This window comes from Streptomyces sp. NPDC005070, from assembly GCF_053600395.1.
Genome location: NZ_JBSFZS010000064.1, coordinates 1 through 25,250, shown reverse-complemented (window position 1 = coordinate 25,250; position 25,250 = coordinate 1). Strand labels below are relative to the sequence as shown.

The following is a 25,250-nucleotide window of genomic DNA, read 5'->3' as shown; positions in this document are numbered from 1 at the left end:
CCAGGTGAACACGGACAATCAGCCGCGAACAACCGAAAGCGCCGTTTGCGCGTCGGGGCGCGGCCGGGCTGGGGGCCGGTGCGGCGGAGCCGGGACGGAACATGCTGCTCGGAGGGTAGGAGGGGCGCATCCGTGGGCACCATGCGTCTATGCGCGTCGACGAGGACGCCGGTCTCATCAGCCATGAGGAGGGGTCATGAACCGTCAGATCCGGATTCGCGTCAACCGTCGGCCCGCCGCTCCGCGCGAGATGCCGATCGACCGCAGGACGCCGTCGGGCCGACTCCTGCCGTACTGACGCACGCGCCCCGACTCACCCGCACCGACTCGTCCGCCGGTGCGAACGGCACGGCCCGCCTGGTGGATTCCCGGCGGGCCGTGTCCTGTCCGGACGGTGTGTCCGGTCGTCCGTGCCGACCGTGTCGCCGACGCGGTCCGCCGGTTCGGCGCCCGTCACCTGGAAGTCGGCGGTGTTCTCCGCGGTGACCGGTACGGTGCCCCCGTCCCGGTCCGGGTGCGCCCCCCCGCGGGATCGAGGCCCGCCCTCCACCGCCCCCGGCCGTCACAGCGGTGCCTGCCAGGTGACGTCCGGGTCCGCCGAGGCGCCGTTCGGGGTGCCGTCGTCGTGGACGGTCAGGCGGACGCCGGGGCGGCCGTCCGGCAGGGTCACCGTCACATCGACGGCGACCTCGATCCGCGACACCCCGGATCGCCGCGAGGCGGCGGCCAAGGCGCGCCGCAGCACGGAGAGCAGCCGGCCCGCCACCGGGTCCGTGATCCTGTTCTCCACCGGGCCCGTGAACCGGGTGGACGGCTGGACGCCGAGGACCGCCGCCGCGCCGGCCGTCTCGCGCAGGACCTTGCCGCGGAACGTGGTGGGGGCGTCGGCCGGCGGCTGCTGCAGCGCGAAGATGGCGGTGCGTACCTCCTGGACCGTGGCCTCCAGTTCGTCGACCGCCCGGCCGAGGGTCGCCGACACCTCCTCCGCCCGCCCGTCGTCGCCCCCGTTCGCGGCGTTCCTGCGCTGGGTCGACTCCAGCATCATGCCGGTCGCGAAGAGGCGCTGTACGACGAGATCGTGCAGGTCACGGGCGATGCGGTCGCGGTCCTCGTAGACCGCGAGGAGTTCACGGCTGTGCCGGGCGTCGGCGAGGACCAGGGCGAGCGCGACCTGCGAGGCGAACTGGATGGCCAGCAGGCGTTCGACCTCGGTGTACGGACGGTCGCCCCGCCCGCGCGGCAGGGCCAGCGTGCCGATGAGCCGACCCTCGGTCTGCAGGGGCAGCATCATGCTCGGCCCGAACCGGGACCGTACGGGGGTCGTCATCAGCGGGTCGGTCGCCGCGTCCTCGATGAAAACCGGCTCCCCGCCGAGGAGTTGTTCGAGGACGGGACTGCCGGGCGCGATGGTGGTGCCCACGAGGCCGGCGGGGTCCCCGGGGGTGGAGGCGACCACGATCTCCATGCCGCCCTCGGCCGTGGGCTTGAGGATGATCCCCGCCGCGGCTCCCGCGAGAATCCTGGCGCGTTCGGCGACCGCGGTCAGCGCGTCGGCCGCGGTCCCGCCGCTGAGCAGGGTGGTGGTGACGGCGGCGGCGCCCTCGATCCAGCGCTCCCGCTGCCGGGCCGTCCCGTACAGCCGGGCGTTGGCGATCGCGATACCGGCCTGCGCGGCGAGCAGGCGCACCACCTGCTCGTCCTCGCGGGTCACGGGCCCGGTGGACTTGTCCGCGAGACAGAGGTTGCCGAACACCTCGTCGTCGACCCGGATGGGAACGTCCAGACAGATGTCGACTTCCTGCGGCTCCCGGTGACCGGGGGAAGGGTGGGGGGACTCCTCGGGCGCCCCGGACTCCTCGGGGGCCCCGGATTTCGCGGAGGCCGAGGACTCCTCCGGCGCCCGGGACTCCTCCGGCGCTCCGGACTCCTTCGGCCCCCGGGACTCCTCGGACGTCCCGGGCTCCTCGGACGTCCCGGCCTCCTCGGACGGAGGGCCCGTCTCCGGGAGGTGCGGACTCGCCGTGCGGATCCGTACCAGCCCGTCCCGCGCAGGGTCCCGCATCCCCAGCACCGCGTACCGGGCCCCGGTCAGCTCGGCGGCGGCGTCCACGATCCGCTGGAGGGTCGCCCGCAGTTCGAGTTCGGTGCCGACGCTGAGGACCGCCTCCAGCAGCGGCGGGAGTCCGGGCACGGGGTCGGTCGCACGAGGCCCCTCGGACACCGGTTCGCCGGTCCGCCGGTGCGTCAGTTGGCCAGGGGGTTCAGGATCATCGGCTCGATCTTGCCCTCCAACATGTAGCCGAGGCCCTGGACGGCACAGAGTTCGGGCCGCTCGGCGATGTGGACGGGCACACCGGTCGCCTGCCGGAGCATCTGGTCGAGCCCGGGGAGCAGCGCGCTGCCGCCGACCATCATGATCCCGCGGTCGGCGACGTCCGCCACCAGATCGGGCGGGCAGGACCGCAGCACCTTGCCGATTCCGTCCAGTACGGCGGTCAGCGGCGTCTCGATCGCCATGCGGACGGCGGCGGTGTCGACCTTCACCGAACGCGCCAGCCCGGTCGCCACGTCCCGCCCGTGGATCTCGGTCAGGGCCGGCCCGTGCGGGGTCAGCCCGTTCCCGGAGAGGGCGAGCTGCAGAGGTCGTACGGCCTGACTCGGCAGCATCAGTTCGTGCTGGTGGCGCAGGTGCTGCACGATCGCGTGGTCGACGGCCTCACCGCCGACCGGGATGCGCTCGGCGGTGACGATCGAGCCCAGCGACAGCACGGCGAGCTGGGTCGCGGCGGCCCCGCACACCATGATCATGGTGGCCTCGGGACGTTCGACGGGCAGCCCGCAGCCGACCGCCGCCGCGATGAGGGTGTCGACGAGCTCGACCCGCCGCGCCCCGAGCCCGACCAGCGTCTCGATCGTGGCCCGCTGGGCCAGCGGGCCCGCGTCGTGCGGGGTGCAGGCCGCGGCCCGCAGGCGGGGCTTGCGGCGCAGGGTGCGCCGGACCTTGTCCCCCAGGAGCTGGCGCAGCATCCGCTGGGCCATGTCGATGTCGACGACGGTGCCGCCGGACACCGGGCGCACCACCCGGATGTAGTCGGGGGTGCGGCCCGTCATCCGCTCCGCGAACTCCCCGACCGCGATCAGCGCGCCCGTCTTCGTGTTGATCGCCGCGACGCTCGGCTGATCGACGACCAGGCCCCCGCCCCGCACCCACACACGGGTCCGCGCCGCGCCCAGGTCGACGGCGAAGTGACAGCGGCGAAGCTGCTCCAGACTGGCGGTCATGGCAGGCCCTCCCGAGAGCGCAGACCGTGGGGCTCCGCCGGGCGGCGGTCCTTGACTCGCATCCTGCGTGCGCGGCCGGGTTCGCGCCCCTTTTGGACCGCCGGGCGAGGTGCCGCCGGACGGGTGATCCGGGGGAGCCATGACGCGCCCGCGAGCCGCCGGCCGGGCTCGAACCCAGGGAGCCGGGCCCCGGTCCTCCGTCGCCGAGCGTCCGGAGCGCCGGGCGGTCCACCGGCACAACGGCGTTGCCGCACAAGCCACTTGAGACTGTCCCGGTTTCTGCGGCTCCTACCGGCATGTCCTGGCGGGAAGCCGCCAGGGCGCCTTCCCGCCAGGCTCCGTCGATGTCACGGCAACACAAGCCCCCCGACACTCTTCGCAAGTACCGGGCGCCACCCCCTGCCCGGTGCGCGCACGGCCGACGAAGAGAGGCCATGAATGACCAGAGGACCACTGATGCGACCGGCGGCGCTGCTGTCGGCGGGGCTCGTGTTCGCGCTGCTGCCCACGGGCCGGGCCGGCGCGCAGGCCGCGGCGGGCACCACCGCCGCCCCGGCCGCGACGAAAGCCGCCCGCACCGCACACACCGTCACCCTCGTGACCGGGGACAAGGTCACCGTCACCGACGTCGGCGGCGGGAAGAAGACCGTCTCCGTCGTACGTCCCCGAGGGGCCACCGGGGCCGTGCGCACCCAGGTCGCGAACGGGACCGTCACCGTCGTACCGGACGAGGCGCTGCCGTACCTGAAGGCCGGCACCCTCGACCGGCGGCTGTTCGACGTCGGCGAGCTGATACGGCAGGGGCTCACCGACGGGCAGACCGGTGAGCTGCCGCTGATCGTGACGTACGACCCGAAGGCACGCACCACGGTCCCGGGCGGAGCCGAGCGGACGCGATCCCTGCCGAGCATCCGCGGCGCGGCCGTCGACGCGGACAAGGGCCGGACCTTCTGGAAGGCGATGACCCGTCAGGCCGGGATCGGCAAGGTCTGGCTCGACGGACGCGTCAAGGCCGACATGGCCGAGAGCAACGCGCAGATCGGCACCCCGAAGGCCTGGGAGGCCGGGCTCACCGGCAAGGGCGTGACCGTCGCCGTCCTCGACACCGGCGTCGACACGAGCCACCCCGACCTGGCCGGCCGGGTCGCGCAGACCAAGAGCTTCATCGACGGGGAGGAGGTCGCCGACCGCAACGGGCACGGCACGCACGTCACCTCCACCGTCGGCGGCAGCGGCGCCGCCTCCGACGGCCAGGAGAAGGGCGTCGCCCCCGAGGCCACGCTCGCCGTCGGCAAGGTGCTCAGCGACCAGGGCTCGGGCAGCGAGTCGCAGATCATCGCCGGCATGGAGTGGGCCGCGCACGACGTGCACGCCAAGGTCATCTCGATGAGCCTCGGTTCGACCGAACCGAGCGACGGCACCGACCCCATGGCCGCGGCCGTCGACACCCTCTCGCAGGAGACCGGCGCCCTCTTCGTCATCGCCGCGGGAAACACCGGCGCCCCCTCCTCCATCGGCTCACCCGGCGCCGCCGACTCCGCCCTGACCATCGGCGCGGTCGACTCCGCCGACGAGGCCGCCTACTTCACCAGCGCCGGACCCCGCTACGGCGACAACGCGCTCAAGCCCGACCTCTCCGCCCCCGGCGTCGACATCCTCGCCGCCCGCTCCCAGCTCGTGAGCGGCAGCGGCTACTACACCTCCATGAGCGGTACGTCGATGGCGACCCCGCACGTCGCCGGTGTGGCCGCGCTGCTCGCCCAGGAACACCCCGATTGGACCGGCGCGCAGCTCAAGGACGCGCTGATGTCCACCTCCAAGGAACTCGACGCCTCCGCGTACCAGTTGGGCGCGGGCCGGGTGAGCGTCCCGGACGCGGTCGACGCGAAGGTCACCGCCACGGGCAGCGTCGACCTCGGCTTCGTCGGCTGGCCCTACGAGGACGACAAGCCCGTCACCAAGACCATCACCTACTCCAACTTCTCCGACGCGGCGGTGGAGTTGACGCTCGCCGCGGAGGGGGCCGGCGAGGGTGTCGCCACCCTCGCCGACACCACGCTCACGGTGCCCGCGCACGGCACCGCCTCCACCACGCTCACCGGCGACGGCCGGACGGCGCCCGTGGGCCAGACCTCGGGGCGGATCGTGGCGTCGGTGGACGGCACCCCCGTCGCGCACACCGCGTTCGGGCTGGTCAAGGAGGAGGAGCGGTACACGCTCACCGTCCATGTGAAGGACCGGGACGGCGGCCCGGCCGCGGCCTACCTCGTCGTGCAGCAGCTCGCGAAGGACGTCGACGCGTACCCCGCGGCCGTCGACGACTCCGGCACGCTGAAGCTGCGGCTGCGCCCCGGCACGTACAGCCTCACGTCGTTCCTCGACGTGCGCGGCAGCCACGGCGCCGACTCCCTCGGCCTCGGCTTCCTCGCCGCACCCCAGATCGCCCTCGACCGGGACCGCGAAGTCACCCTGGACGGAAGGACGTTGCGGGAGATCAGCGCCAAGGTCGACCGGCGCACCGAGACCCGGCAACTGATCATGGAGTACGACCGCTCAGGCGGCGGCTCCGACCTGTTCGACGCGGTCCAGCTTCCCGTCAAGTACGACAGCGTCTTCGCCGCGCCGACCCCGAAGGTCACCGAGGGCGCCTTCGACTACCGGACCGTGTGGCGGCTGGGGAAGCCGCTCCTCGAGGTCGCGGGCGTCAAGGAGACGGTCTTCCAGCCGGGAGCCACGCTGACCGAGGGCCGCACCCGGCTGCCGCTGGTCGACGTCGGAAGCGGACCGTTCACCGGCGTGAGCGGCAAGGCCGTGCTCGCGCGACTCACCGACGGCGTCTCGCCGGCCGCGCTCGCCCAGGCGGCCCAGGACGCGGGCGCCAAGGCCCTGTTCGTCACCGACGACTCGCCGGGACGCCTCAACGCCTGGTTCGGCACGGACGCCTACGAGAACCGGCCGCTGCAGGTCGCCACGGTCAATGCGGCCGACGCCGCACGGCTGCGCGCGCGGCGGACCGTCGACATGACCGGCACGCGCAACTCGCCGTACGTGTACGACCTTTCGCACGGCTACACGGGAGCCGTCCCGGACCGGAGTCTCGCCTATGAGCCCGGCAGCGGTGAACTGGCCGTTCTGGACACGAAGTTCCACGCGGTGAAGCCCGTCTCGGGCAGCGAGTACCGCTACTCGATCGTCGACCCCTTCCCCATCGGACTCGGCTTCCAGGAGCGGATCGACTACCCGGCCGAGCGCACCGACTACGTCTCCACCGGCACCGGACAGACCTGGATGGAGTCCGTGAACGTCGGGACGGGCGCGCTGGAGGAGCGCAGCGGCCTGGTCCCCTACCGGGGCGGCACCCACCGGACCCTGAACTGGTTCAAGCCCGTCTGGCACCCCTGGCTCGGCACCGGACTCGGCTGGGGCCAGCAGCGCTCGGGCAACGTCATCCAGTTCAACACGCCCGGCTGGGGCGACTCCGGGCCCGACCACACCGGCTTCGGCGACGTGTGGAGCGACGACACCGGGATGACGCAGTTCACCGCGGTCTACCAGGACGGTGTCCTGCTCGCCCGGCGGCAGAGCTCCGCGGGATACGTCTGGGACGCGCCCGCCGACGAGCACACCTACAAGGTCGTCACGGACACCACCCTCGACCCCGAGCGCTGGAAGCTGTCCACCAAGGGCCACACCGAGTGGACCGTCCGCTCGGCCGCCACCCCCGACGACCACTGGACCTTCCTCCCGCTCGTCAACCTCGGCTACGACGTCGACACCGACCTCGCGGGCGACGTGCGCGGCGGCCGGGTACCGGTGAGCATCCACGCCGAGTACGTGAAGGGCGCGCCGGACACCGGCACCCTCGGCGGCGGAAAGCTGGAGGTGTCCTACGACGACGGGGCCACCTGGAAGACGGTCCCGCTGAGCGGCGGCGGCACGGCCCGCTGGAAGGGCACGCTGAACGTTCCGCGCGGCGCCGATTTCGTGTCGCTGCGGGCCTCCGCCCACGACGACCGGGGCGGCTCGGTCCGCCAGGAGATCATCCGGGCGGTGGGTGTCCGGTGACCGGTCGCCGGGTGGCGGGCCGCCCGGGGCGGGAGCCCGCCGCCCGGTCCCCCTTCCCTCCGGCACGCCGCCACGGTGGCGGCACGGAGAGCGGGCGGCCGTCGCCGTGGGGCCGTGGCGCCCGTGTGAGCAGGCGCCCACCGCCGTGGCGCCCGCGTGAGCAGGCGGCCGTCGGGTCCTCCCGGGAGTGAGGAACCGGCGGCCGCCGTCCGTTCGCCCTCAGGGGCGGTGCGGCGAGATGCCCCGGATCACTCCCAGGTCCAGCAGGTCCTGCGGCCGTACCCGGAGCTGGGCGGCCGTCGCCCGGACCTCGTCGGCGGGCCGCTTGAGGATCGCGGCCGCCGACTCCGGCGCGATGACGGAGAAGTAACTGTCCGGCGTGGCCCAGGTGTTGCCGGGAGCGGCCAGCGCCAGCGCCCCGCCCGAGCCGCCCTCACCGATCACCAGCGTGGTGACGGGAGTCCGGGCGCCGGCGACCGCCGCGAACAGGTCCGCGATCGCCGAACCGGCCCCCTGCCGCTCGGCGAGCGCGTCGTTCGCGGCGCCCGGGGTGTCCACCAGCGTCAGGACCGGGATGCCGAGCCGTCCCGCCATCCGCACCAGCCGGGCCGCCGTGCGGTATCCGGCGGGACGGGTCGGTGTCCCGCGCTGGGCGGCGTACGCGACGGTCCGCCCGTCGTGCGCGCGGCCGAAGCCGCACAGCACGCCGTCGTCGGTGCCGCCGCAGCGGTCGCCGCCGATCGCCGCCCGACGGGTGAAGTACGCGTCCAAGTAGGCCTCGGCGCGCGGGCGTTCGGCGGACCGGGCGCGCCGCACCGCCTCCCAGCCCGTCGCGGGCGGGTCGGTCGCGTCACCCAGCGCGGCCGGGACGGGCGCCGCCCCGACGGCGGGCCGGGTGAGCAGGTCCAGCCACAGGGCGAGCGCCTCCCGCAGCCCGTCCTGCGGCACGAGGGCGTCGACCGAGCCCGCCGCGACCTGCGCCTCGGCGGTGTACGCGGCCGGGTCCGCGTCGGGCGGGCGGACCCGGGAGCCCGCGAAGGCGACCTGGGCACCCGGCAGCGCCAAGGTCACATCGGCGCCCGCGCCGAGCGTGGCCCAGCCTCCTCCCGTCGTCGGGTCCCGCAGCACCGCGACCTGCGCGAGCCCCGCCTCCCTGACGAGCGCCGACTGCCGTGCCACCCGCTGGAGCTGGGTCAGCGCGAGCATGCCCTCCTGCATCCGGCTGCCGCCCGTGGCGACCAGCGAGACGACCGGCAGCCGGTGCGTACGGGCGTAGTCGTAGGCCGCTTCCAGACGGTCCCCGGTGCGTTCGCCGAGGGAACCGCCGAGGAAGCCGAACTCGAAGACGACGAGGACGGCGGTGACCGGACCGAGCGGATCCCTGCCGTCGATCGTGGTGCCGAAACTCGCCGTCCCGAACGTCGCGGTACCGCAGACGACGGACTCCTCCTCGCCGGTACGGGCCGCCGCACGCGCCCGCGCGTCGCCGTACCCCTTCCAGGAGAGCGGGCCATCGTGCGGGAACTCGCCTTCGGGGGAGGGGAGTTCGGCGAAGCTGTCGGTGACGAGGGCGATGGCCTCACGGGCCGAGATCCGTTCAGTCACGCGGCAGCTCCCGCTTCAGGATCTTGCCCATGTCGTTGCGGGGCAGCTCTTCCAGGAAGCGCACGGTGCGCGGCCGTTTGTGCGGGGAGAGGCGCCGGGCCACGTGGTCGGCCAGCTCGTCCGCGGACGGCGGCGCCTGGGGGTCGAGCGGGACGATCCAGGCCGCGACGCGCTCACCGAGGTCGGCGTCCGGCTCCCCGGCGACGGCGGCCTCGCGCACCCCGGGGTGTTCGAGGAGCGCGTTCTCGATCTCGCCCGCGCCGATCTTGTAACCGCCGCTCTTGATCAGGTCGGTGGCCTTGCGGCCGACGATACGGACCGAGCCGTCGGGGTCGAGAACCGCCATGTCGCCGGTGCGGAACCAGCCGTCGGCGGTGTACGCGGCGGCCGTGGCGTCGGGCCGGTTCAGGTACTCGGTGAAGAGGTTCGGCCCCCGCACCTGGATCTCGCCCACACTCTCGCCGTCGTACGTCCCGGCCGGTGTGCCGTCGGCCTCGTACCACGCGATCGCCGTCCCGTCCTCCTCGACGAGCCGCAGACCGACGCCGGGCAGCGGCACGCCCACCGTGCCGGGGCGGACCTCCCCGTCGGCCCGTACGCTCGTGTTCATCAGGGTCTCTGTCATGCCGTACCGCTCGACGACCCCGCGCCCGGTCGCGGCACTGATCCGCTCGTGGTCGTGGAGCGGCAGCGCCGCCGAACCCGACACCAGCAGCCGTGCCCCGCCCAGCGCCTTCGCGAGCCCGGGGTCCTCGCCGAGCGCCTCGGCGAGCCGGTGGTACATCGTCGGCACCCCGAACAGCATGGTCGCCTCGGCGCCCAGCTCCCGCGCCACGCCCTCCGCGCTGAACCGGCCCAGATGCCGCACGGACCCGCCGCGCCGCAGCGGGCCCAGGATGCCGATGATCAGCCCGTGCACATGGAACAGCGGCAGGCCGTGCACCAGCACGTCGTCGCCGGTCCACTGCCAGGCGTCGGCCAGGGCGTCCAGGGTGGCGGCGATCGCGCGGCGCGGGATGACCGCGCCCTTGGGCGGGCCGGTGGTTCCGGAGGTGTAGACGATCAGGGCCGGGGCGGCGGGATCGGTGACCGTGCCGGAGCCGGTTGCCGTCGCGCCCTCGGCCCCCGCGCCCTCGGCCCCCGCGCCTGCCTCCCACTCCGCTCGGGCCGTCGCCGACGCCTCGGCGTTCACCTCCACGTCCACGCGCTCCAGCGCCTCGAGCGCCGCGGGCAGCCGGTCGCCCGGAGCCGCGAGCACCAGGGACGGCGTGCTGTCACCCAGGATGTGGCCGAGTTCCGTCTCCCCCGACTTCGGGTTCAGCGGCACGGCCGGCACCCCGGCGAGCAGCGCGGCGACGACACCCACGGCCGTCTCCAGGGCCGGCGTGGCCCAGACGGCGACCCTCCCGGCGCCGTCGAGCCGCGCGGCCAGTGCCTGCGCCGAGGCGGCCAGTTCCGCGTACGTCAGGGACCGATCGCCGAAGCGCAGCGCGGACCGGTCCGCGACCGAGCCGCCCACCAGGGCCGGGAAGAGGGAGAACACGAGGACTCCTTGCCGAGAGGACTTCACCGGGAGGGACACGTTCTTCCTACACGATCGGAATCCCGCACCGGGCGGTCGGCCGCCCGATCGCGCCGAGGACGTGGAGGGGGAGCGCAGGCTCCGTAGGGATCGCCGCGAAACGGGGAACGATCGCCGGGGAACCGTGGCGTGGACGGACCCGGACACGTAGTGTCGGGCTCGCGTCACAACTTGACGAGTCAACTGCCGGGAGACCTTTGGTGAGTGAGTCCCCGCCGCACCTTCCCGCGGTCCTGCCGGACGGTGAGGAGGCGGAGCGATGACGACGAGGCCTGCCGGCTCCGTCGGAAGGTTCGTGGCGGCGCTGCGTCCGCGCGGAGCCCGCTCCGAGATGCGGGCGCTGGCGGTGGAGCTCGGCCGGGTACTGCGGAGAAGGATCGATACGCCCGTCGACATGCGGGAGCTGGCGCAGGCCCTCTGCGAGGAGATGAGCCGGCGCCGGGGCGGCCGTCCGGTCCAGCTCCGCTTCGAGCGCTTCCCCGACGAGATCGAAGTCACCGGTTTGTGGATGGAGTTCAGCGACTTCGACCTCGTCGTTGTCGAGGAGCGTGCCGAGACGGTGCAGCAACTCGTCATCCTCGGGCACGAGTTGTGGCACATGAGGGAAGGCCACCGCGACCACCACGTGGACGGGGCGACGGCCGTGGCGCGGGCGGCCCTCTCGGACCGTTCCCGCTGGCACGAACCGGGACCGCGGGCGACGCCGTTCCGGCAGGAGGTCGCGCGTGCCGTCGCCGCCCGCGACGGTTCGCGTCAGGCGGACGAGGCGCAGGCCGAGGCCTTCGGCCTGCAACTGGCGAGCGTCTTCCGCTCCTGGGTGACCGGCCCCGTCGACCACACCCCCGTCGACCCGGTGAGCCGCGCCATCGAGGCCTCCCTCGGCTACCGCAGGCCCCAGGACTGACGCGAGGCCCGCCCGGACAGACCCTGCCCGGGCCGGAGTCCGTCCGGACAGACCCTGACCGGATCGGAGTCCGCCCGGACGGTCCCTAACCGAACCGGAGTCCGGCCGCACGGGCCGTCTCGACCACGTCCGCGACCACACAACTGACGTTGTCCGGCCCGCCCGCGTCGTTCGCCGCCCCGACCAGGGCCCGGACGGCCGTGCCGGGATCGGGCGCCGACGTGAGAAGCCGCTCGATCCCCTCGTCCGGCACGACGGTGGACAGGCCGTCCGAGCACAGCAGATAGCGGTCGCCCGGCCGGACGTCCTGAAGCCGCAGCTCCGGTACGGACGCGGCGCTGCCCAGCGCCTTGAGCAGCAGGGCGCGCTGCGGATGCGTGGCCGCCTCCTCCGGGGCGAGGCGGCCCTCGTCGATCATCGACTGGACCACCGTGTGGTCGTGGGTGATCCGGAACAGCCCGCCGTCGCGGAGCACATAGGCCCGGGAGTCCCCGATGTGGACGAGCGCGAGCTGGGAACCGGTCCACACCAGGGCCGTGAGCGTGCTGCCGGTGCCGCCGCCGTCCGGCGCCCCCGCCGTGGCGTGCCGCGGCACCAGGTCCGCCACCGCCTGCGCCGCGCCCTCCACGGCGTCCTCCAGCAGGTTGAGCACACCACCGGCCGACAGCGGCTCGTCGTCCAGGAACGTCAGGGCCCGTACGGCCGCCGTGCTCGCGGGTGCGCCGCCCGGCCCCCAGCCGTCGGCGACCGCGAGGACGCGGGCACCCGCGTGGACGCTGTCCTGGTTCGCCTCGCGGACCAGACCGGTGTCGGTGAGAGCGGAGCAACGGAGTTCCAGCATGGTGGTGTCCTTCCCTGGGGACGGTGACAGTTGGTCCACGAGGAACGCGGCCAGATCCCGGCGGGCGGCCGTCTCGGCCTCGACCCCGGCCCAGTACGCGCCGATCTCCCGCGCGGCCGGCCCCGGTTCCAGGGCGCACACCCGCCGGATCCTGGCGAGCGGCATGCCGAGCCGCCGCAGCCACGCCACCAGCCGGGCCTGTCCGAGCTGTTCGGCCGCGTAGTAGCGGTACCCGGTCCCGGGGTCCACCCGGGCGGGGCGCAGCAGCTCCAGTTCGTCGTAGAGCCGCAGTGCCTTGGGCGACAGCCGGGAGGCCTTCGCGAAGGCCCCGATCGTCAGCATGTCCACGTATCCACCCCGTCGCTCCCGTGCCCGGGCCGAACCCGGGCCGCACGCGGCTCGGATCCGGTCCCGCGTCCTCGTTCCGTCATCGATGCTGGGCCCTGCCCCTTGGTGAAGGTCAAGTGTGGCCCGGCCCGGGGGCGCGGGAGGTTGTTAGCCTGCGGCGGGGCCCGGGACGGCGTGCCGATGGGGTGCGTCCGGGGCCGTGCGCCGGTGCCGTGCCGGTGTCGTACGAGGATGGAGTCCGTTGTGGCCCGTATCGCGCTCGTCACCTACGACCCGGGCGAGGAGCCCGGCGCGGACCGGGACCTGCCCGTGCTGAGGGGAGCCCTGGAGGACGCCGGGGCGGTGGCGGAGATCGTGCACTGGGACGATCCCGCGATCGACTGGGCGGGGTTCGACCTGGCGCTGATCCGGTCGACCTGGGACTACAGCCGGCGCGTGGCCGAGTTCGTGGGGTGGGCCGAGCGGTGCGCGGGGCTCACCCGGCTGATGAATCCGGCGGCGGTCGTGCGCTGGAACACGGACAAGCGGTACCTCGGTGACCTGGCGGACGCGGGGGTGCCGGTGGTGCCGACCCGGTATCTCGCGCCCGGGGACCCGGTCGACCTGCCCGGCGGGCACGACTTCGTCGTGAAACCCACGGCGGGGGCGGGGGCGCGCTACGCCGCCCGGTACACGCCGAAGGAGCGGGAGACGGCCCTCGGGCAGCTCGCCCGGATGCACGCCGAAGGGCTGACCGCCATGGTCCAGCCCTACGTGACCGGCATCGACGTCCAGGGCGAGCGGGCGCTCCAGTTCTTCGGCGGACGACTGCTGCACGCCAGCCGCAAGGGAGCCGTGCTGGAGCCCGGGACGCCCTACGACGCGGACAAGACGCCCCACCCGCGCCTGGAGGTCTGGGAGCCGACCGCCGCCGAACTGGCCGTCGCCGAAAAGGCGTTGGCCGCCGTTCCGGGAGGCGCGGACCGTGTGCTCTACGCCCGTGTCGACCTCGTCGACGGCGAGGACGGCGAGCCCCGGCTGATGGAGCTGGAACTCGTCGAGCCGAACCTCTTCCTGTGGCTGCACCCCGGGTCGCTGCCCGTCGTCGTGGACCGGATCATCGAGGCCGCCGCCCCCTGAGAGCCGCGCCCTGAGGTTCCAAGAATCCCCGTCACCGGCCGGGATTCCGGAGGCCCCTACCGGCCGGGAGCCTCGGGTCCATCCGGTACGGGCCCCTTGACCCCCACCCGTTGCAGCAGCCCCCAGGTGAACTCCGCCGCGCACGCGTGCGGCACGCCCGACGCGTCGGGCGCCGTGAACGCCAGAGCCCACCGGGTCGGGGCCGTGCCCTCCAGCGGCCGGGCGGGGGCGAAGGCGCGGGCCACCTCGTCGACCGTGCAGCACCAGGGGGCCAGATCCTCCAGGGTCTCCAGCGCCGGGGCGGGGGTGCCCGGGGCCCGAACCAGCCATTCGTTCCAGACGACGCCGTTCGGGGCGAGCAGGACCTCGAAGCGCAGGCCGGGCCACAACGGCACGGGCCACCGCAGGGCCTCGCAGGTCAGATCGCCGATCCGGCGCTCGGACACCGACTCGGGGGCGCCGAGGACCGAACGGTAGCGCGAGGCGGCGGAGCGGGCCCGCGGGGTACGCAGCATGGCCTGCCAGCGCCGGTTGGCCTCGCGCATGTCCGCGACGGACACGCCCAGCTCGTGACGGGCGTCCTCGACCGGGCCGGGGTTGTGGTCGGCCATGCGGCGCAGCAGGACGAGCTGGAAATCGAGCGGGGTGAAGGGCGTGGCGGGGCGTCTGGCCGGCATGGGCTCCATGGTCGCGCACCCGGCACCCGCAAACCATTGCCCGCCCCGGGGCGAATGACTAGCCTGTGTTCGTCATCCCGATCGTCTGTTGAAATTTCGAACAAAAGGGAGGGGGCCGGCTGTGGGACGCCTCGTACCTGCCGTGACCCGGGCTCTGGACATACTGGAGCTCTTTCTCGACGGGGACGGGACGCTCTCCGCCCCCGACATCGTGCGCAAGCTCCAGCTTCCGCGCACCACCGTGCACGAGCTGGTGACCACGCTCGCCGCGCGGTCGTACATCGTGCAGGTGCCCGGCCAGCCGGGACGCTATCGGCTCGGCGTGCGCCCGTACCAGCTCGGCAGCCGCTACGCCGAGCAGCTCGACCTCGCGGCCGAGGGCCAGCAGGTCGCCCGTTCCGTCGCCGAGACCTGCGACGAGACCGTACACGTCGCGATCCTCGAAGGCACCGACGTCATCTACATCGCGAAGGTCGACTCCACGCACGCCGTGCGCATGGTCTCGGCCGCAGGGCGCCGCCTTCCCGCGCACTGCACCTCCGTCGGCAAGATGCTGCTCGCCTCCCTCTCCGAGCCGGAGCTCACCTCACGCGTCCCGGACGACGCCGACCTCGTGGCGATGACCCCGAACAGCATCACCGAGCCGGGCGCCCTGCGCGAGGCCCTCGCCGAGATCCGCCGGCGCGGGATCGCCGTCGAGAGCCGTGAGTCCAACCCGGACGTGAGCTGTGTCGCCGCCCCCGTGCGCGACCGGGCGGGACACGTCGTCGCCGCGCTCTCCATCTCCGTGCCGATGATCCGCTGGAGCGACGAGCGCCGCGCCGAACTGGAGCGGCTCGCGGTCAAGGGTGCCGAGGAGCTGTCCGAGCGGCTCGGCCACCGGAACGTGCGGTGACCGCCGTCGAGGTCGCGGTCCAGGCGCACGCGGCGCTCGGCGAGGGACCGACCTGGGACGCCCGGGCGGGGCGGCTCATCTGGGTCGACATCCTCGGCTCCCGGATCCACACCTACGACCCCGCCTCCGGCCGCCGCACGGTGCTGGCCACCGAACAGCACGTGGGCGCGGCCAAGCCCCGCGCGGGCGGCGGCCTGGTCGTCAACCTCCGTGACGGCGTGGGTCTTTACGGTCCCGCCGGGTCCGGCGATTCCGGTGCCGGGCCGGAGGGAGCCACGGAGCCGGCGGGCGGCGCGGCCGCACCGGCCGGCGGCTCGTTCCGCTGGCTGCACCGGGAGCCCGTGCCCGGCCGGCGCGCCAACGACGCCGCCGTCGCGCCGGACGGCTCGCTGTGGTGCGGCACCATGCGCTACGACGAGGCGCCCGGCGGGGGCACGCTGTCGCGGATCGCCCCCGACGGCACGGTCCGCCCGATCCTCGACGACGTGAGCGTCAGCAACGGCACCGGCTGGAGCCCCGACGGCCGCCGTGTCTACTACATCGACTCGCCGACCCGCCGCATCGACGTGTTCGACATCGGGGACGATCGACTGCCGGTCGGCAGGCGTCCGTTCGCCACCGTGGAGGACGGATTCCCCGACGGTCTGACCGTGGACGCGGAGGGCTGCGTCTGGGTGGCCCTCTGGGACGGCGGAGCGGTCCGCCGCTACACGCCGGACGGCGCGCTGGAGCGGGTGCTCGAACTGCCCGTCCGGCGCCCCACCGCCTGCGCGTTCGGCGGCGCCGACCTCACCGACCTGTACATCACCACAGCGCGTACGGGCCTCACGGCGCCGCACCCGATGTCCGGCTCCCTGCTCGTCGTCCCGGGCGCGGGCAAGGGCCTGCCGCAGCCGGAGTTCGCCGGATAGCCGGACGCCCGCGCGTCCCCGCCCGGTCGACGGTCACCGGGCGGGGACGCGCCTTTTCACACCCCCGCCCTTCCCGGCTCTCCGTCCGGTGCGCAAACCATTGACGAGTAAGCGCTTCCTGTCTACGGTCCCGTTCGAAGTCGCGATCACCCTCCGAAATCTCGGACAGGGAGGGTGAGGCTCCGTCCTCCGGCACCCCGAAAGGACACCATGCGCACCGCCCGCTTCACCCTCGACCCCGCCTTCACCGTCGGCGAGGTCGACCCCCGTCTCTTCGGTTCCTTCGTCGAGCACCTCGGCCGCTGCGTCTACACCGGCGTCTTCGAACCGGACCATCCGGCGGCCGACGCCGACGGCCTGCGCACCGACGTGCTGGAGCTCGTCCGCGAGCTCGGTGTCACCGCCGTCCGCTACCCCGGCGGCAACTTCGTCTCCGGCTACGCCTGGGAGGACTCGGTGGGCCCCGCCGAGGAGCGGCCCCGGCGGCTGGACCTCGCCTGGCGCTCCACCGAGACCAACCGTTTCGGGCTCAGCGAGTTCATCGGCTTCGTGCGGAAGATCGGCCCGCGCGCCGAGCCGATGATGGCCGTCAACCTCGGCACCCGCGGGGTCGCCGAGGCCCTGGCACTCCTGGAGTACGCCAACCACCCCTCGGGGACCGCCCGTTCCGAACAGCGGATCGCGCACGGCGACAAGGCCCCCTTCGGCATCCGGCTGTGGTGCCTCGGCAACGAGATGGACGGCCCCTGGCAGACCGGCCACAAGAGCGCGGAGGAATACGGCCGGCTCGCCGCCGAGACGGCCCGCGCGATGCGGCAGATCGAGCCCGGCCTAGAACTCGTCGCCTGCGGCTCGTCCGGCCAGGGCATGGCCACCTTCGCCGCGTGGGAGGCGACGGTCCTCGCCGAGACGTACGACCTCGTCGACCACATCTCCCTGCACGCCTACTACGAGGAGACCGACGGCGACCGGGGCTCGTTCCTCGCCTCCGCCGTCGACACCGAGTCGTTCATCGAGAACGTGGTCGCGACCTGCGACCACGTGGGCGCCGGACTGAAGTCCAAGAAGAAGATCAGCCTCTCCTTCGACGAGTGGAACGTCTGGTACCAGAGCCGGCCCAACCCGCACCCGGTCCAGGACTGGCAGGAGGCCCCGCGCCTGCTGGAGGACGTCTACACCGTCACGGACGCGGTCGTCCTCGGTTCGCTGCTCATCGCGCTGCTGCGGCACGCGGACCGGGTGGCCGTCGCCTGCCTCGCCCAACTCGTCAACGTCATCGCGCCGATCATGACCGAACCGGGCGGCCCGGCCTGGCGGCAGACGACGTTCCACCCTTTCGCGCAGGCCTCCGCCCACGGGCGCGGGCGGGTCCTCGACGTCCGGGTGGACTCGCCGACGTACGAGACCCGCAAGTACGGAGAGGCGGACCTGCTGCACGCCACCGCGGTACGCGCCGAGGACGGCTCGGTCACCGTCTTCGCCGTCAACCGCGGCCAGACCGAGCCGCTGCCGCTCGAAGTCGCCCTCCACCGGACAGGGCTGACGACGGTCGTCGAGCACAGCGCGCTCGCCGACGCCGACCCGGACGCCGTCAACAGCCTGCACGACCAGGAGCGGGTCACCCCCCACCCGGTCGAGGGGACCACGCTCCGGGACGGCACGCTCACCGCCGTCCTGGAGCCGCTGTCCTGGAACGTGATCAGGCTCGCCTAGGGCTCCCTTCCCTGCGCGCTCCCGGGGCCGGGGGAGGCGACCGGTGTCACCGGCACTCCTCCGGCCACGCTGCCCAGCAGCGTCAGTTCCACCCGGCCGGGCCCCGCGGGCGTGGTCCCGTCGGACAGCACCGCGAGGGCCAGTGTGTTGGCCCCCCGGGTGCGCAGCACCCCGTTGGGGAGGACGAACGTGTGCTGCGGGCCCACGTCGTTGATGTACTGGCCCATGTTCCAGCCGTTCAGGAAGATCTGGACACGATAGGCGCGGGCCGGATCGTCCGTGAGGGTGAGCCCGATCGACGCGTCCACCCCGCTGTCCACACCGAGCCGGAAGCCGGTGCGGTACCAGGTGACGCCCTGGCGCGGCTCGGCGCGCGGGAAGCCGACGGTCCGCCAGCCGCCGTCCGCGAAACCCGGCAGATGCCAGCCGTGGCGTTCCCCGTGCAGACCTCCGGTGTTGAGCGGTCCGCGCACCGGGTCGGGGGCCGCCTCGCCCTGGATGCGCCAGCGGACCGCCGGGGAGGCCCCGGCGAAGGTGACGGCCGTCAGGCCCCGGGCCGCCTTGTGCGTGTCGTCGGCCCGGCCGTCCTCGTCGTGCTGCATCCGCCGGACCAGGACGGACAGCACATGGGAACGCCGCTCCCGCGGCCGGACGGGGAAGGTGGCGGTGGCCGCCCAGGTGCCCTTGCGCACGGTCTTCTTGTCCGGCACGGGCATCCGGTGCGTGCCGAGCGGTACGCCGTCCAGCCAGGCCATCAACAGCCCCTGGGTACCGGCGACATAGGCCAGGGAGACGGAGTCCGCGTCACCCGCGTCGGTGAAGTGCCCCCGGTACCAGACGTCTCCGTAGTGGAAGCCGTAGTCGTCGGCGAACAGCACGGGCTGCCCGGCGGGTACCGGCGTGACGCTGTACGAGGCCGTCCGGTCCGCCGGCCGCCACGCCGCGTCGTCGTGATCGGCAGCCGCCTCGGGGTTCTCCTCGGCCCGGCGCCAGCCGGTGAGCGCGGGCAGCCGCACCCGGCCCGGTCCGGCCAGCGGCCGCTCGGCCCGCAGACTCCCGGAGGAGGTGGCGTGGGCCGTCAACGCGCGCTCGTTCCAGACGAGTTCGGTCATCCCGCGCGGCCCCCACACCTCCAGGTCCGCCGTCCCCGCCGTGTCGCCGGTGAGACGCGCCGTCGTGCCGCGCAGGACCGCCGTGCGCAGCAGGGCCGGGCCGCGCACCAGCACCGGACCCGACGGGGTGTCGTGGCGCCACAGCAGGCGGGAGCTGTCGTCGTCGGCGAACAGCAGCAGGAGGGGAGCCGAGACCCCGCCGCCCTCCACCCGGACTCGGGTGATGCCGTCGAGGACGGCGTCGACGCGCAGGACCCCGTCCTCGTAGCCGTACCCGGCGTCCCCGTCGAGCACGGTGACCTTCGGTTCGCTCGTGGCCTCCAGACAGGTGCGCGTCGACTCGCCCGTCCGGCCCGTGAACACGGCGATGTCCTGCCGTCCCGCGGTCAGCCACAGCATCGGCTGGGCGGTGGACCAGCTCAGCCTGCGGCGCCCCAGGGCGATCCCGGCGGCGAGCAGCCGCGCGTCGAGGCCGGGCACCGGCACCTCGACGCTCGCTCCGGCGAGCGCCACGGTCGCGACGGCTTCGGAGGCGGAGTCGTTGCGCAGCACGTGGAAGCGCGCCTTGGTGTCCGGATTGACCAGGTGGTACGCCTTGATGCCGGGGCCCGCCCCCATGTCGTCGCCGGGGAGCGGTTCGGCGCGGTCGAGCTTGGCCAGATCGGGCACCGACTGCAGCAGCCGGCCGATCTGGTGCATCGGGACGAGCTTGGCGGTCGGCTGCCGCGCCTCGTCGATGGCGGCCCCGTAGTCGTACGACGTGTAGACGATCGGCGCGGGCAGCCAGCCCCAGGAGGTGCCGCCGAAGGTCATGTAGACGTTGTGGAGCGTGATGCCGTTGGCGAGGTTGGTGAGGTAGAAGCGCCGTTCGTAGGCCGCGTCGCGGGTGCGGCGGGACTCGGCGTATCCGCGGCCGTCGAACTCCGCGCCGCCCCACGGGTCGAACCAGCCGCCGCCGAACTCCGGGATGAACCCGGGGGTGTCCGGGCTGGCGGTCGAGCCGCCCTTCATGCCGCCGGGGCCGAAGTACCCCCAGTCCGGCGGTGTCTTGAAGGGGGAGGGGTAGCCGTCGAAGCCGTACAGATAACGCCCGCCCTCGCCGCCCGTGTCGAAGGTGCCGGGGGCCCAGTGACCGTTCCTGCCCTTGTCGTTGTGGAAGAGGGGGACGTCGATGCCGTCGGCCCGCACCTTGGCGTACAGGTGCGCCATGTAGTCGCGGCCCGCGGGCTCGGTCACATGGTTGTCGTACTCGTTCTCGAGCTGGTACAGGACGATCGTGCCGCCGCCGTCGGTGTGGAGGTGGCGGGCGGCGATGCGGTCGACGGCGGTCAGCCAGGCGTCGACGTGCTGGAGATAGGCGGGGTCGGAGGTGCGGGCGACGCCGGGGGTGGCCGTCAGCCAGCCGGGGAAGCCGCCCGCGTCGACCTCGGCGTTGATGTACGGGCCGGGGCGCAGGATGACGTACAGCCCGGTCTCGGCGGCGGTGCGCAGGAAGAGGTCGAGATCGCGGACCCCGGTGAAGTCGTGCTTCCCGGGTGCGGGGGAGTGGTAGTTCCACGCGACGTACACGCTGACCGCGTTGTAGCCGTGGGCGCGCATCTTCTGCAGGACGTCCCGCCACAGGGACGGGCTGGGCAGCCGGAAGGGGTGGAACTCGCCCGACCAGATCACCAGGCGTCTGCCGTCGATCAGCATCGAGTAGCGGTCGAAGCCGACCGTGTGTCTCCGGCCGTCGGCCGCGGGCGGCGCGGGTGGGGGTCCGGTGGGTGCGAGGGGCGCCCTTCCGGCCGCGCAGGCCTCGTCGCTCCCGCTGCCGCTCAGCGAGAGACCGAGGGCGGCGGTACCGGCGAGCGCGCTGAAGGTACGTCTGCTCAACACCATGCGGGTTCTCCCGGGGGACGGCGACAGGGGTCCCCCCGACGCCCGGTGGGCGCCGGGAACCGGGGGAGGATGCGGCCATTGTCCACAGGAGCAGGTCATTTGATGGTCGTATGACGATCAAGGCGCGGGGGGATTACCCGGTATGGCCGTGGCCGGGGGCGGCCCGTGGTTTCGCGGACCGCCCCCGGCCTCCGTGGGGGGAGGGTGCGGGTCAGCTCGTCTCGACGCCGAGCGTCAGCGTGCCGGTGTAGCCGGCCGAGGCGCCGCTGCCGAGGGCCGTCAGGGTCAGGAGGCCGGAGGAGGCGCCCCCGTCGTCGTAGACGGAGTCCTGGGCGAGGGTGGTGCGGGTGACCTTGTTGGTGGAGTACGGGGACACCTTGGCCATCGCCGTGGTGATCGTCTCGTTGAAGAAGAGCTGACCGGTGTGGAGTTCCCGGCCGCCGGTGAACGAGCCGTCGGAGGTGAGGGTGACGCCGGTGTGCACCTTGACGTGGATGTGCACGCAGCGGCCCCGGTACCAGCCGGGGTAGAGGGTGGTGAGGTTCGCGACGCCGGAGGCGTTCGTCAGGACGCCGCCGCGCAGGAAGGTGCCGTCGTCCGGCTCGCTGTGGCCGTTGTTGCCGACGAAGCCGGAGTACTCGCCGAGTGCGTCGCAGTGCCAGATCTCCACGAGGGCGTTGCCGATCGGTGCGCAGGTGGAGTCGTCGACGACGGTGAGGACCAGCTTGAGGGGGGCGCCCGCCTTGCCTTCGGTGACGTCGGAGCGGACGAGCTGGCCGTCGAGGTAGTAGGGGCCTTCGGTCATCTCCTTGGTGAGGGTGCAGACGGCCGCCGCCGCGGGGGCCGTGGCGGTGACGGGGGTGGGGGCGACGGGTGCCGCGGCGGCCACGGCGAGTGCCGCGGCCGAGGCGCCCGCGGCGATCAGTACGGTCCGGCGCCCGACAGGGGCCTGTGACGAGTCGTTCGTGGGGGTGTCTGTCATGAACATGGCACCGTAGAGAGGGATGCTGTCGGTGGACTGTGGGTTCCGCAAAGTGACGGCTCGTCAAGTCGCTTGTCGGACACCTGGCCCGCGCCTCCGGTCGTGGGCGGATCCCCGCGGCCGGCCTGTGGGGAGGCCGATTCCGCGAGGGTCCCGCCCGGCCTGTGGGGAGGCCGGCCGCGCGGGGTGGGCGCGCGGCGGTATGAGGGGCCTAACCGGCCTGGTTGTACAGCATGGCGCCCACGGCGCCCCAGCCGTTGCCGTTGCTCGAGGACTGGGGTGGGGGTGGTTCCGGCTGGGTCCTGCCGCGGACCTGGGCCGCCGTCAGGCCGCCCTGCGCGCCCATGGAGGCGGCGCCCGCCATGCCGGGCATGCCGGTCTGGCCGGCCGGCTGGAGGGCGGGCGACGGGGCCTGCATGGCGACGGGCGGCATCTGGGCCGGCATCGCACCCGGGCCCTGGGCGGCGGCCGGCCAGTTGGCGGGCTGCGGGGCGGCGGGGTAGGCCTGGGCGGCCGCGGGCTGCTGCGGGGCCGGATAGCCGGGGGCGGCGGCGGGCTGCTGGGCCGGGTAGGGCGACGCGGCGGCTGCGGGCCGCGGCTGCTGAGCGGCCGGCAGGATGGGCTGCGGGACGGCGGCGGCCACCGGCTGAGGCATCGGGGCGGGCTGGCCGGGCCACGCGTTCGCCTGCGCGGCCAGCCCCTGCATGCCCGCCCCGTTGGTCGAGCCGACGAGGCGGTCCACCATGGCCGTACCCGAGCCGTAGCCGCCTCCATTGCTCAGTTCGGGTACGGCGGCTTCCTTCCTGGCCCCGTAGAGCACCTGCTCCAGGCCGGCCACCAGGCGGCGTACATCCGTCTGGGGACGTACGACGAGTCTCAGGAAGCGGCTGGACGAACCGACCTTGTTGCCGCACTCACGGACCAGGATGCGGTGCTCGGTGAGCAGCCGGTCCCGGACCACGGTGCCCTCGGCGCCGACGGGAAGACGTACGAACAGGAAGTTGCCCTGCGAGGGGTAGATCGTCAGACCGGGCAGAGCGGAGAGCTGGCGGGCCATGTCGAGCCGGTCGCGGCGGACCATGTGCAGGCTCTCCATGTACTCCTTGCCGTGGTTCTTGAGCATGAACACCACGGTCTCCGCGAAGGAGTTGAGGTTCCACTTCGGCAGCATCGAGCGGACCCTGCCCGCGAGCGAGGGGTTGGCGACCATGTAGCCGAAGCGGATGCCGTGCAGGCCGAAGTTCTTGCCGAGGCTGCGCAGCACGATGACGTTGGGTCTCATGACCGCGTCCTCCACCACGCTGGGCTCCGACTCGGCGTCGGCGAACTCCAGGAAGGACTCGTCGATGACGACCAGGTCCAGATCGGCCATCGCGTCCATGAACTGGATGACCGACTGGCGCGGCAGGAAGCCGCCGTCGGGGTTGTTCGGGTTGCAGATCACGGCGACCTTGGTGCCGCGCGAGCGGATGAACTTGGCGTAGGCGGCGAGGTCGAGCGCGAAGCCGTTGGACTCCTGGAGCGGGAACATGTCGACCCGCTTGCCGGTCTCCATCGGCTGGTCGGTCCAGCGGCCGAACGTGGGGACGGGTATCGCGAGGGACTCACGGACCAGCAAGTGATCGATCCATGTGATGAGTTCGGTCGAGCCGTTGCCCATCGCGACGCACTGCGGCGGAAGCTGGAGCAGCGAGCAGAGCTCGCTGGTGATCGTCTCGGCGCTGCTCGGGTAGTAGGTGATGATCTCGCGCAGACGGCCGGCGAGTTCGTCGAACATCGCCGGGGTGGGGAAGTACGGGTTGCAGGGGATGCAGAAGTCAACCGGACCGGCTCCGTCGCCCTCCCGCGTCAGTGCGGCCATCGACGGGCTGTGCGCCGCGGTGCCGCGAAAGAGCGAGGTGACATTGCCGGCCATGGAACCTCCGTATAGGGCAAGCCCGTTGGGGAGGACGGGCCCCCGTTCTTTGGGTGGCCCGCGCGGGGGAGCACGGGCCGCCCTCTCATACGGATACGGATGGGGCGCTGTTCAATCGTTGTGAGGTCGTGCGGATTTTGTGAACCGGCTGTGAGGTTCGGTCACACACCGAACGAGTGAACCGTGCTGGTCCGGTACGTCTGCCCGGGCCGCAGCACCGTCGACGGGAACGCCGGGTGGTTCGGGGAGTCCGGGAAGTGCTGGGTCTCCAGGCACAGCGCGTCGCCCTGGCGGTAGATGTGGCCGCCGGTGCCGACCAGGGTGCCGTCCAGGAAGTTGCCCGAGTAGAACTGCAGGCCGGGCTCGTTCGACGCGATCGTCAGGGTGCGTCCTGAGGACGGGTCGCGGAGCGTCGCGACATGCTCGGGCTTCGCCGTGATCCCCTTGTCGAGGACCCAGTTGTGGTCGATGCCCTTGCCGTACAGGAGCTGCTGGTGGGCCACCCGGATGTCCCGGCCGACGGTCTTGGTCCGGCGGAAGTCGAAGGGGGTGCCGGCGACCTTCGCGCGTTCCCCGGTGGGGATCAGGCCCGAGTCGACGGGGGTGTAGCGGGAGGCCGCGATCTCGAGTTCGTGGTCGTAGATCGAGCCGCTGCCCTCACCGGCGAGGTTCCAGTACACATGGCTGGTGAGGTTGACGACGGTGGCCTTGTCGGTGGTGGCCTCGTAGTCGATGCGCCAGTCGCCGTGCCGGGTCAGGGTGTAGGTGACCTTCGCCCTGAGCGTGCCGGGGTAGCCCATCTCGCCGTCGATGCTGGTGTAGTGCAGGACGAGCCCGACGTCGGAGCCCGAGGTGAAGCCCTCCACGTCCCAGACGTGCTTGTCGAAGCCCTTGGCGCCGCCGTGCAGGCTGTTGACGCCGTCGTTGACGGAGAGCTGGTGGCTCTTGCCGTCGAGGGTGAACTGCCCCTTGGCTATGCGGTTGCCGTACCGGCCGATGAGAGCACCGAAGTACGGCGTCTTCGCGACGTAGTCCTCGATGTTGTCGAAGCCCAGGGAGACGTTCTTGTACCTGCCGTGCCGGTCGGGGATCTCCAGGGACTGGACGATTCCGCCGTAGGACAGGACCCCCAGCCGTGTCCCGCCGTTCTCCAGCGACCACCGGTGGACCTTCGTCCCGTCGGCGAGCCTGCCGAAGAGTTCCTTCCCGGGCTTCTTTCCGCCCGAGGCGTGCGCCGTGCCGATGGTGGCCGCGGTTAATCCCGCTGCCGCCGCTGCGATGACCGTTCGTCTGCTCGTTTCCATTTCGCGGCTCCTGCCCAATGGAGGGGGGGGCGCCCGCGGGCGGGGGGCCCGCGCACTTTAGAAACAAAACAACGGTTGTTGAACACAAAGAAAAACACACAAGCCCGCACAGGC

Annotated in this window: 16 protein-coding genes; 6 read left to right on the top strand and 10 right to left on the bottom strand. The window is 73.0% G+C overall.

Annotated features, from left to right (window positions below; genetic code table 11):
* Positions 1 to 562: 562 nt before the first annotated feature.
* Together ACWEBX_RS22030 and ACWEBX_RS22025 are read right to left on the bottom strand one after the other, a co-directional pair.
* A complete protein-coding gene (locus ACWEBX_RS22030) occupies positions 563 to 2,221 on the bottom strand; it encodes a GAF domain-containing protein (protein WP_451886533.1) in 1,659 nt (552 codons plus the stop codon).
* A gap of 23 nt (positions 2,222 to 2,244) precedes the next feature.
* On the bottom strand, positions 2,245 to 3,282 hold the full coding sequence (locus ACWEBX_RS22025) for a rod shape-determining protein (RefSeq protein WP_451886532.1): 1,038 nt from the start codon (positions 3,280 to 3,282) through the stop codon (positions 2,245 to 2,247).
* 438 nt (positions 3,283 to 3,720) lie between these two features.
* Between ACWEBX_RS22025 and ACWEBX_RS22020 the strand changes: the two genes are divergently transcribed.
* On the top strand, positions 3,721 to 7,347 hold the full coding sequence (locus ACWEBX_RS22020; RefSeq protein ID WP_451886531.1) for a S8 family serine peptidase: 3,627 nt from the start codon (positions 3,721 to 3,723) through the stop codon (positions 7,345 to 7,347).
* Positions 7,348 to 7,566: 219 nt separating this feature from the next.
* Here the strand turns inward: ACWEBX_RS22020 and ACWEBX_RS22015 are convergent, their stop codons facing one another.
* Both ACWEBX_RS22015 and ACWEBX_RS22010 read right to left on the bottom strand, forming a co-directional pair.
* Positions 7,567 to 8,952, bottom strand: a complete 1,386-nt coding sequence (locus ACWEBX_RS22015) for a carboxyl transferase domain-containing protein (RefSeq protein ID WP_451886530.1) — start codon at positions 8,950 to 8,952, stop codon at positions 7,567 to 7,569.
* Entirely contained in the window at positions 8,945 to 10,495 is a 1,551-nt protein-coding gene (locus ACWEBX_RS22010; protein WP_451886529.1) for an acyl-CoA synthetase, read from the bottom strand. Before ACWEBX_RS22010 ends, ACWEBX_RS22015 begins: the two co-directional genes overlap by 8 nt.
* A gap of 298 nt (positions 10,496 to 10,793) precedes the next feature.
* On the opposite strand from ACWEBX_RS22010, the gene ACWEBX_RS22005 reads away from it, so the two are divergent.
* Positions 10,794 to 11,438 carry a toxin-antitoxin system, toxin component gene (locus ACWEBX_RS22005; RefSeq protein ID WP_451886528.1) on the top strand — a complete coding sequence of 215 codons (645 nt, stop codon included), beginning with the start codon at positions 10,794 to 10,796 and terminating at the stop codon, positions 11,436 to 11,438.
* A gap of 85 nt (positions 11,439 to 11,523) precedes the next feature.
* On the opposite strand, the gene ACWEBX_RS22000 is transcribed toward ACWEBX_RS22005, so the two are convergent.
* Positions 11,524 to 12,621, bottom strand: coding sequence for a MerR family transcriptional regulator (locus ACWEBX_RS22000; RefSeq protein ID WP_451886527.1), 1,098 nt, complete (start codon positions 12,619 to 12,621; stop codon positions 11,524 to 11,526).
* Between the two features lie 237 nt (positions 12,622 to 12,858).
* Here ACWEBX_RS22000 and ACWEBX_RS21995 point away from each other — a divergent pair, with 237 nt between their 5' ends.
* Positions 12,859 to 13,746 (top strand): ATP-grasp domain-containing protein, encoded by an 888-nt coding sequence (locus tag ACWEBX_RS21995; protein WP_451886526.1) that lies wholly within the window; start codon positions 12,859 to 12,861, stop codon positions 13,744 to 13,746.
* Positions 13,747 to 13,802: 56 nt separating this feature from the next.
* Here the strand turns inward: ACWEBX_RS21995 and ACWEBX_RS21990 are convergent, their stop codons facing one another.
* Positions 13,803 to 14,432, bottom strand: a complete 630-nt coding sequence (locus ACWEBX_RS21990) for a hypothetical protein (RefSeq protein ID WP_451886525.1) — start codon at positions 14,430 to 14,432, stop codon at positions 13,803 to 13,805.
* 112 nt (positions 14,433 to 14,544) lie between these two features.
* On the opposite strand from ACWEBX_RS21990, the gene ACWEBX_RS21985 reads away from it, so the two are divergent.
* From ACWEBX_RS21985 to arfA, 3 genes are all read left to right on the top strand, one after another.
* A complete protein-coding gene (locus ACWEBX_RS21985) occupies positions 14,545 to 15,318 on the top strand; it encodes an IclR family transcriptional regulator (protein ID WP_451886524.1) in 774 nt (257 codons plus the stop codon).
* Positions 15,315 to 16,229 (top strand): SMP-30/gluconolactonase/LRE family protein, encoded by a 915-nt coding sequence (locus ACWEBX_RS21980; RefSeq protein WP_451886523.1) that lies wholly within the window; start codon positions 15,315 to 15,317, stop codon positions 16,227 to 16,229. The genes ACWEBX_RS21985 and ACWEBX_RS21980 overlap by 4 nt, the downstream gene beginning before the upstream one ends.
* A 210-nt stretch (positions 16,230 to 16,439) precedes the next feature.
* Entirely contained in the window at positions 16,440 to 17,942 is a 1,503-nt protein-coding gene (arfA, locus tag ACWEBX_RS21975) for an arabinosylfuranosidase ArfA (protein WP_451886522.1), read from the top strand.
* On the opposite strand, the gene ACWEBX_RS21970 is transcribed toward arfA, so the two are convergent.
* From ACWEBX_RS21970 to ACWEBX_RS21955, 4 genes are all read right to left on the bottom strand, one after another.
* A complete protein-coding gene (locus tag ACWEBX_RS21970; RefSeq protein ID WP_451886521.1) occupies positions 17,939 to 20,935 on the bottom strand; it encodes a beta-galactosidase in 2,997 nt (998 codons plus the stop codon). The genes arfA and ACWEBX_RS21970 overlap by 4 nt on opposite strands.
* A 211-nt stretch (positions 20,936 to 21,146) precedes the next feature.
* A complete protein-coding gene (locus ACWEBX_RS21965; protein ID WP_451886520.1) occupies positions 21,147 to 21,917 on the bottom strand; it encodes an intradiol ring-cleavage dioxygenase in 771 nt (256 codons plus the stop codon).
* Positions 21,918 to 22,128: 211 nt separating this feature from the next.
* Positions 22,129 to 23,832, bottom strand: a complete 1,704-nt coding sequence (locus tag ACWEBX_RS21960; protein ID WP_451886519.1) for a pyridoxal phosphate-dependent aminotransferase — start codon at positions 23,830 to 23,832, stop codon at positions 22,129 to 22,131.
* Positions 23,833 to 23,993: 161 nt separating this feature from the next.
* A complete protein-coding gene (locus tag ACWEBX_RS21955; protein ID WP_451886518.1) occupies positions 23,994 to 25,136 on the bottom strand; it encodes an aldose epimerase family protein in 1,143 nt (380 codons plus the stop codon).
* Between the last annotated feature and the right edge of the window lie 114 nt (positions 25,137 to 25,250).

Coding starts and splice junctions, on each gene's coding strand:
- ACWEBX_RS22025 (WP_451886532.1), bottom strand. CDS start 3,282: ATGACCGCCAGTCTGGAGCAGCTTCGCCGCTGTCACTTCGCCGTCGAC.
- ACWEBX_RS22020 (WP_451886531.1), top strand. CDS start 3,721: ATGACCAGAGGACCACTGATGCGACCGGCGGCGCTGCTGTCGGCGGGG.
- ACWEBX_RS22005 (WP_451886528.1), top strand. CDS start 10,794: ATGACGACGAGGCCTGCCGGCTCCGTCGGAAGGTTCGTGGCGGCGCTG.
- ACWEBX_RS22000 (WP_451886527.1), bottom strand. CDS start 12,621: ATGCTGACGATCGGGGCCTTCGCGAAGGCCTCCCGGCTGTCGCCCAAG.
- ACWEBX_RS21995 (WP_451886526.1), top strand. CDS start 12,859: ATGGAGTCCGTTGTGGCCCGTATCGCGCTCGTCACCTACGACCCGGGC.
- ACWEBX_RS21990 (WP_451886525.1), bottom strand. CDS start 14,432: ATGGAGCCCATGCCGGCCAGACGCCCCGCCACGCCCTTCACCCCGCTC.
- arfA (WP_451886522.1), top strand. CDS start 16,440: ATGCGCACCGCCCGCTTCACCCTCGACCCCGCCTTCACCGTCGGCGAG.
- ACWEBX_RS21970 (WP_451886521.1), bottom strand. CDS start 20,935: ATGGTGTTGAGCAGACGTACCTTCAGCGCGCTCGCCGGTACCGCCGCC.
- ACWEBX_RS21965 (WP_451886520.1), bottom strand. CDS start 21,917: ATGACAGACACCCCCACGAACGACTCGTCACAGGCCCCTGTCGGGCGC.
- ACWEBX_RS21960 (WP_451886519.1), bottom strand. CDS start 23,832: ATGGCCGGCAATGTCACCTCGCTCTTTCGCGGCACCGCGGCGCACAGC.
- ACWEBX_RS21955 (WP_451886518.1), bottom strand. CDS start 25,136: ATGGAAACGAGCAGACGAACGGTCATCGCAGCGGCGGCAGCGGGATTA.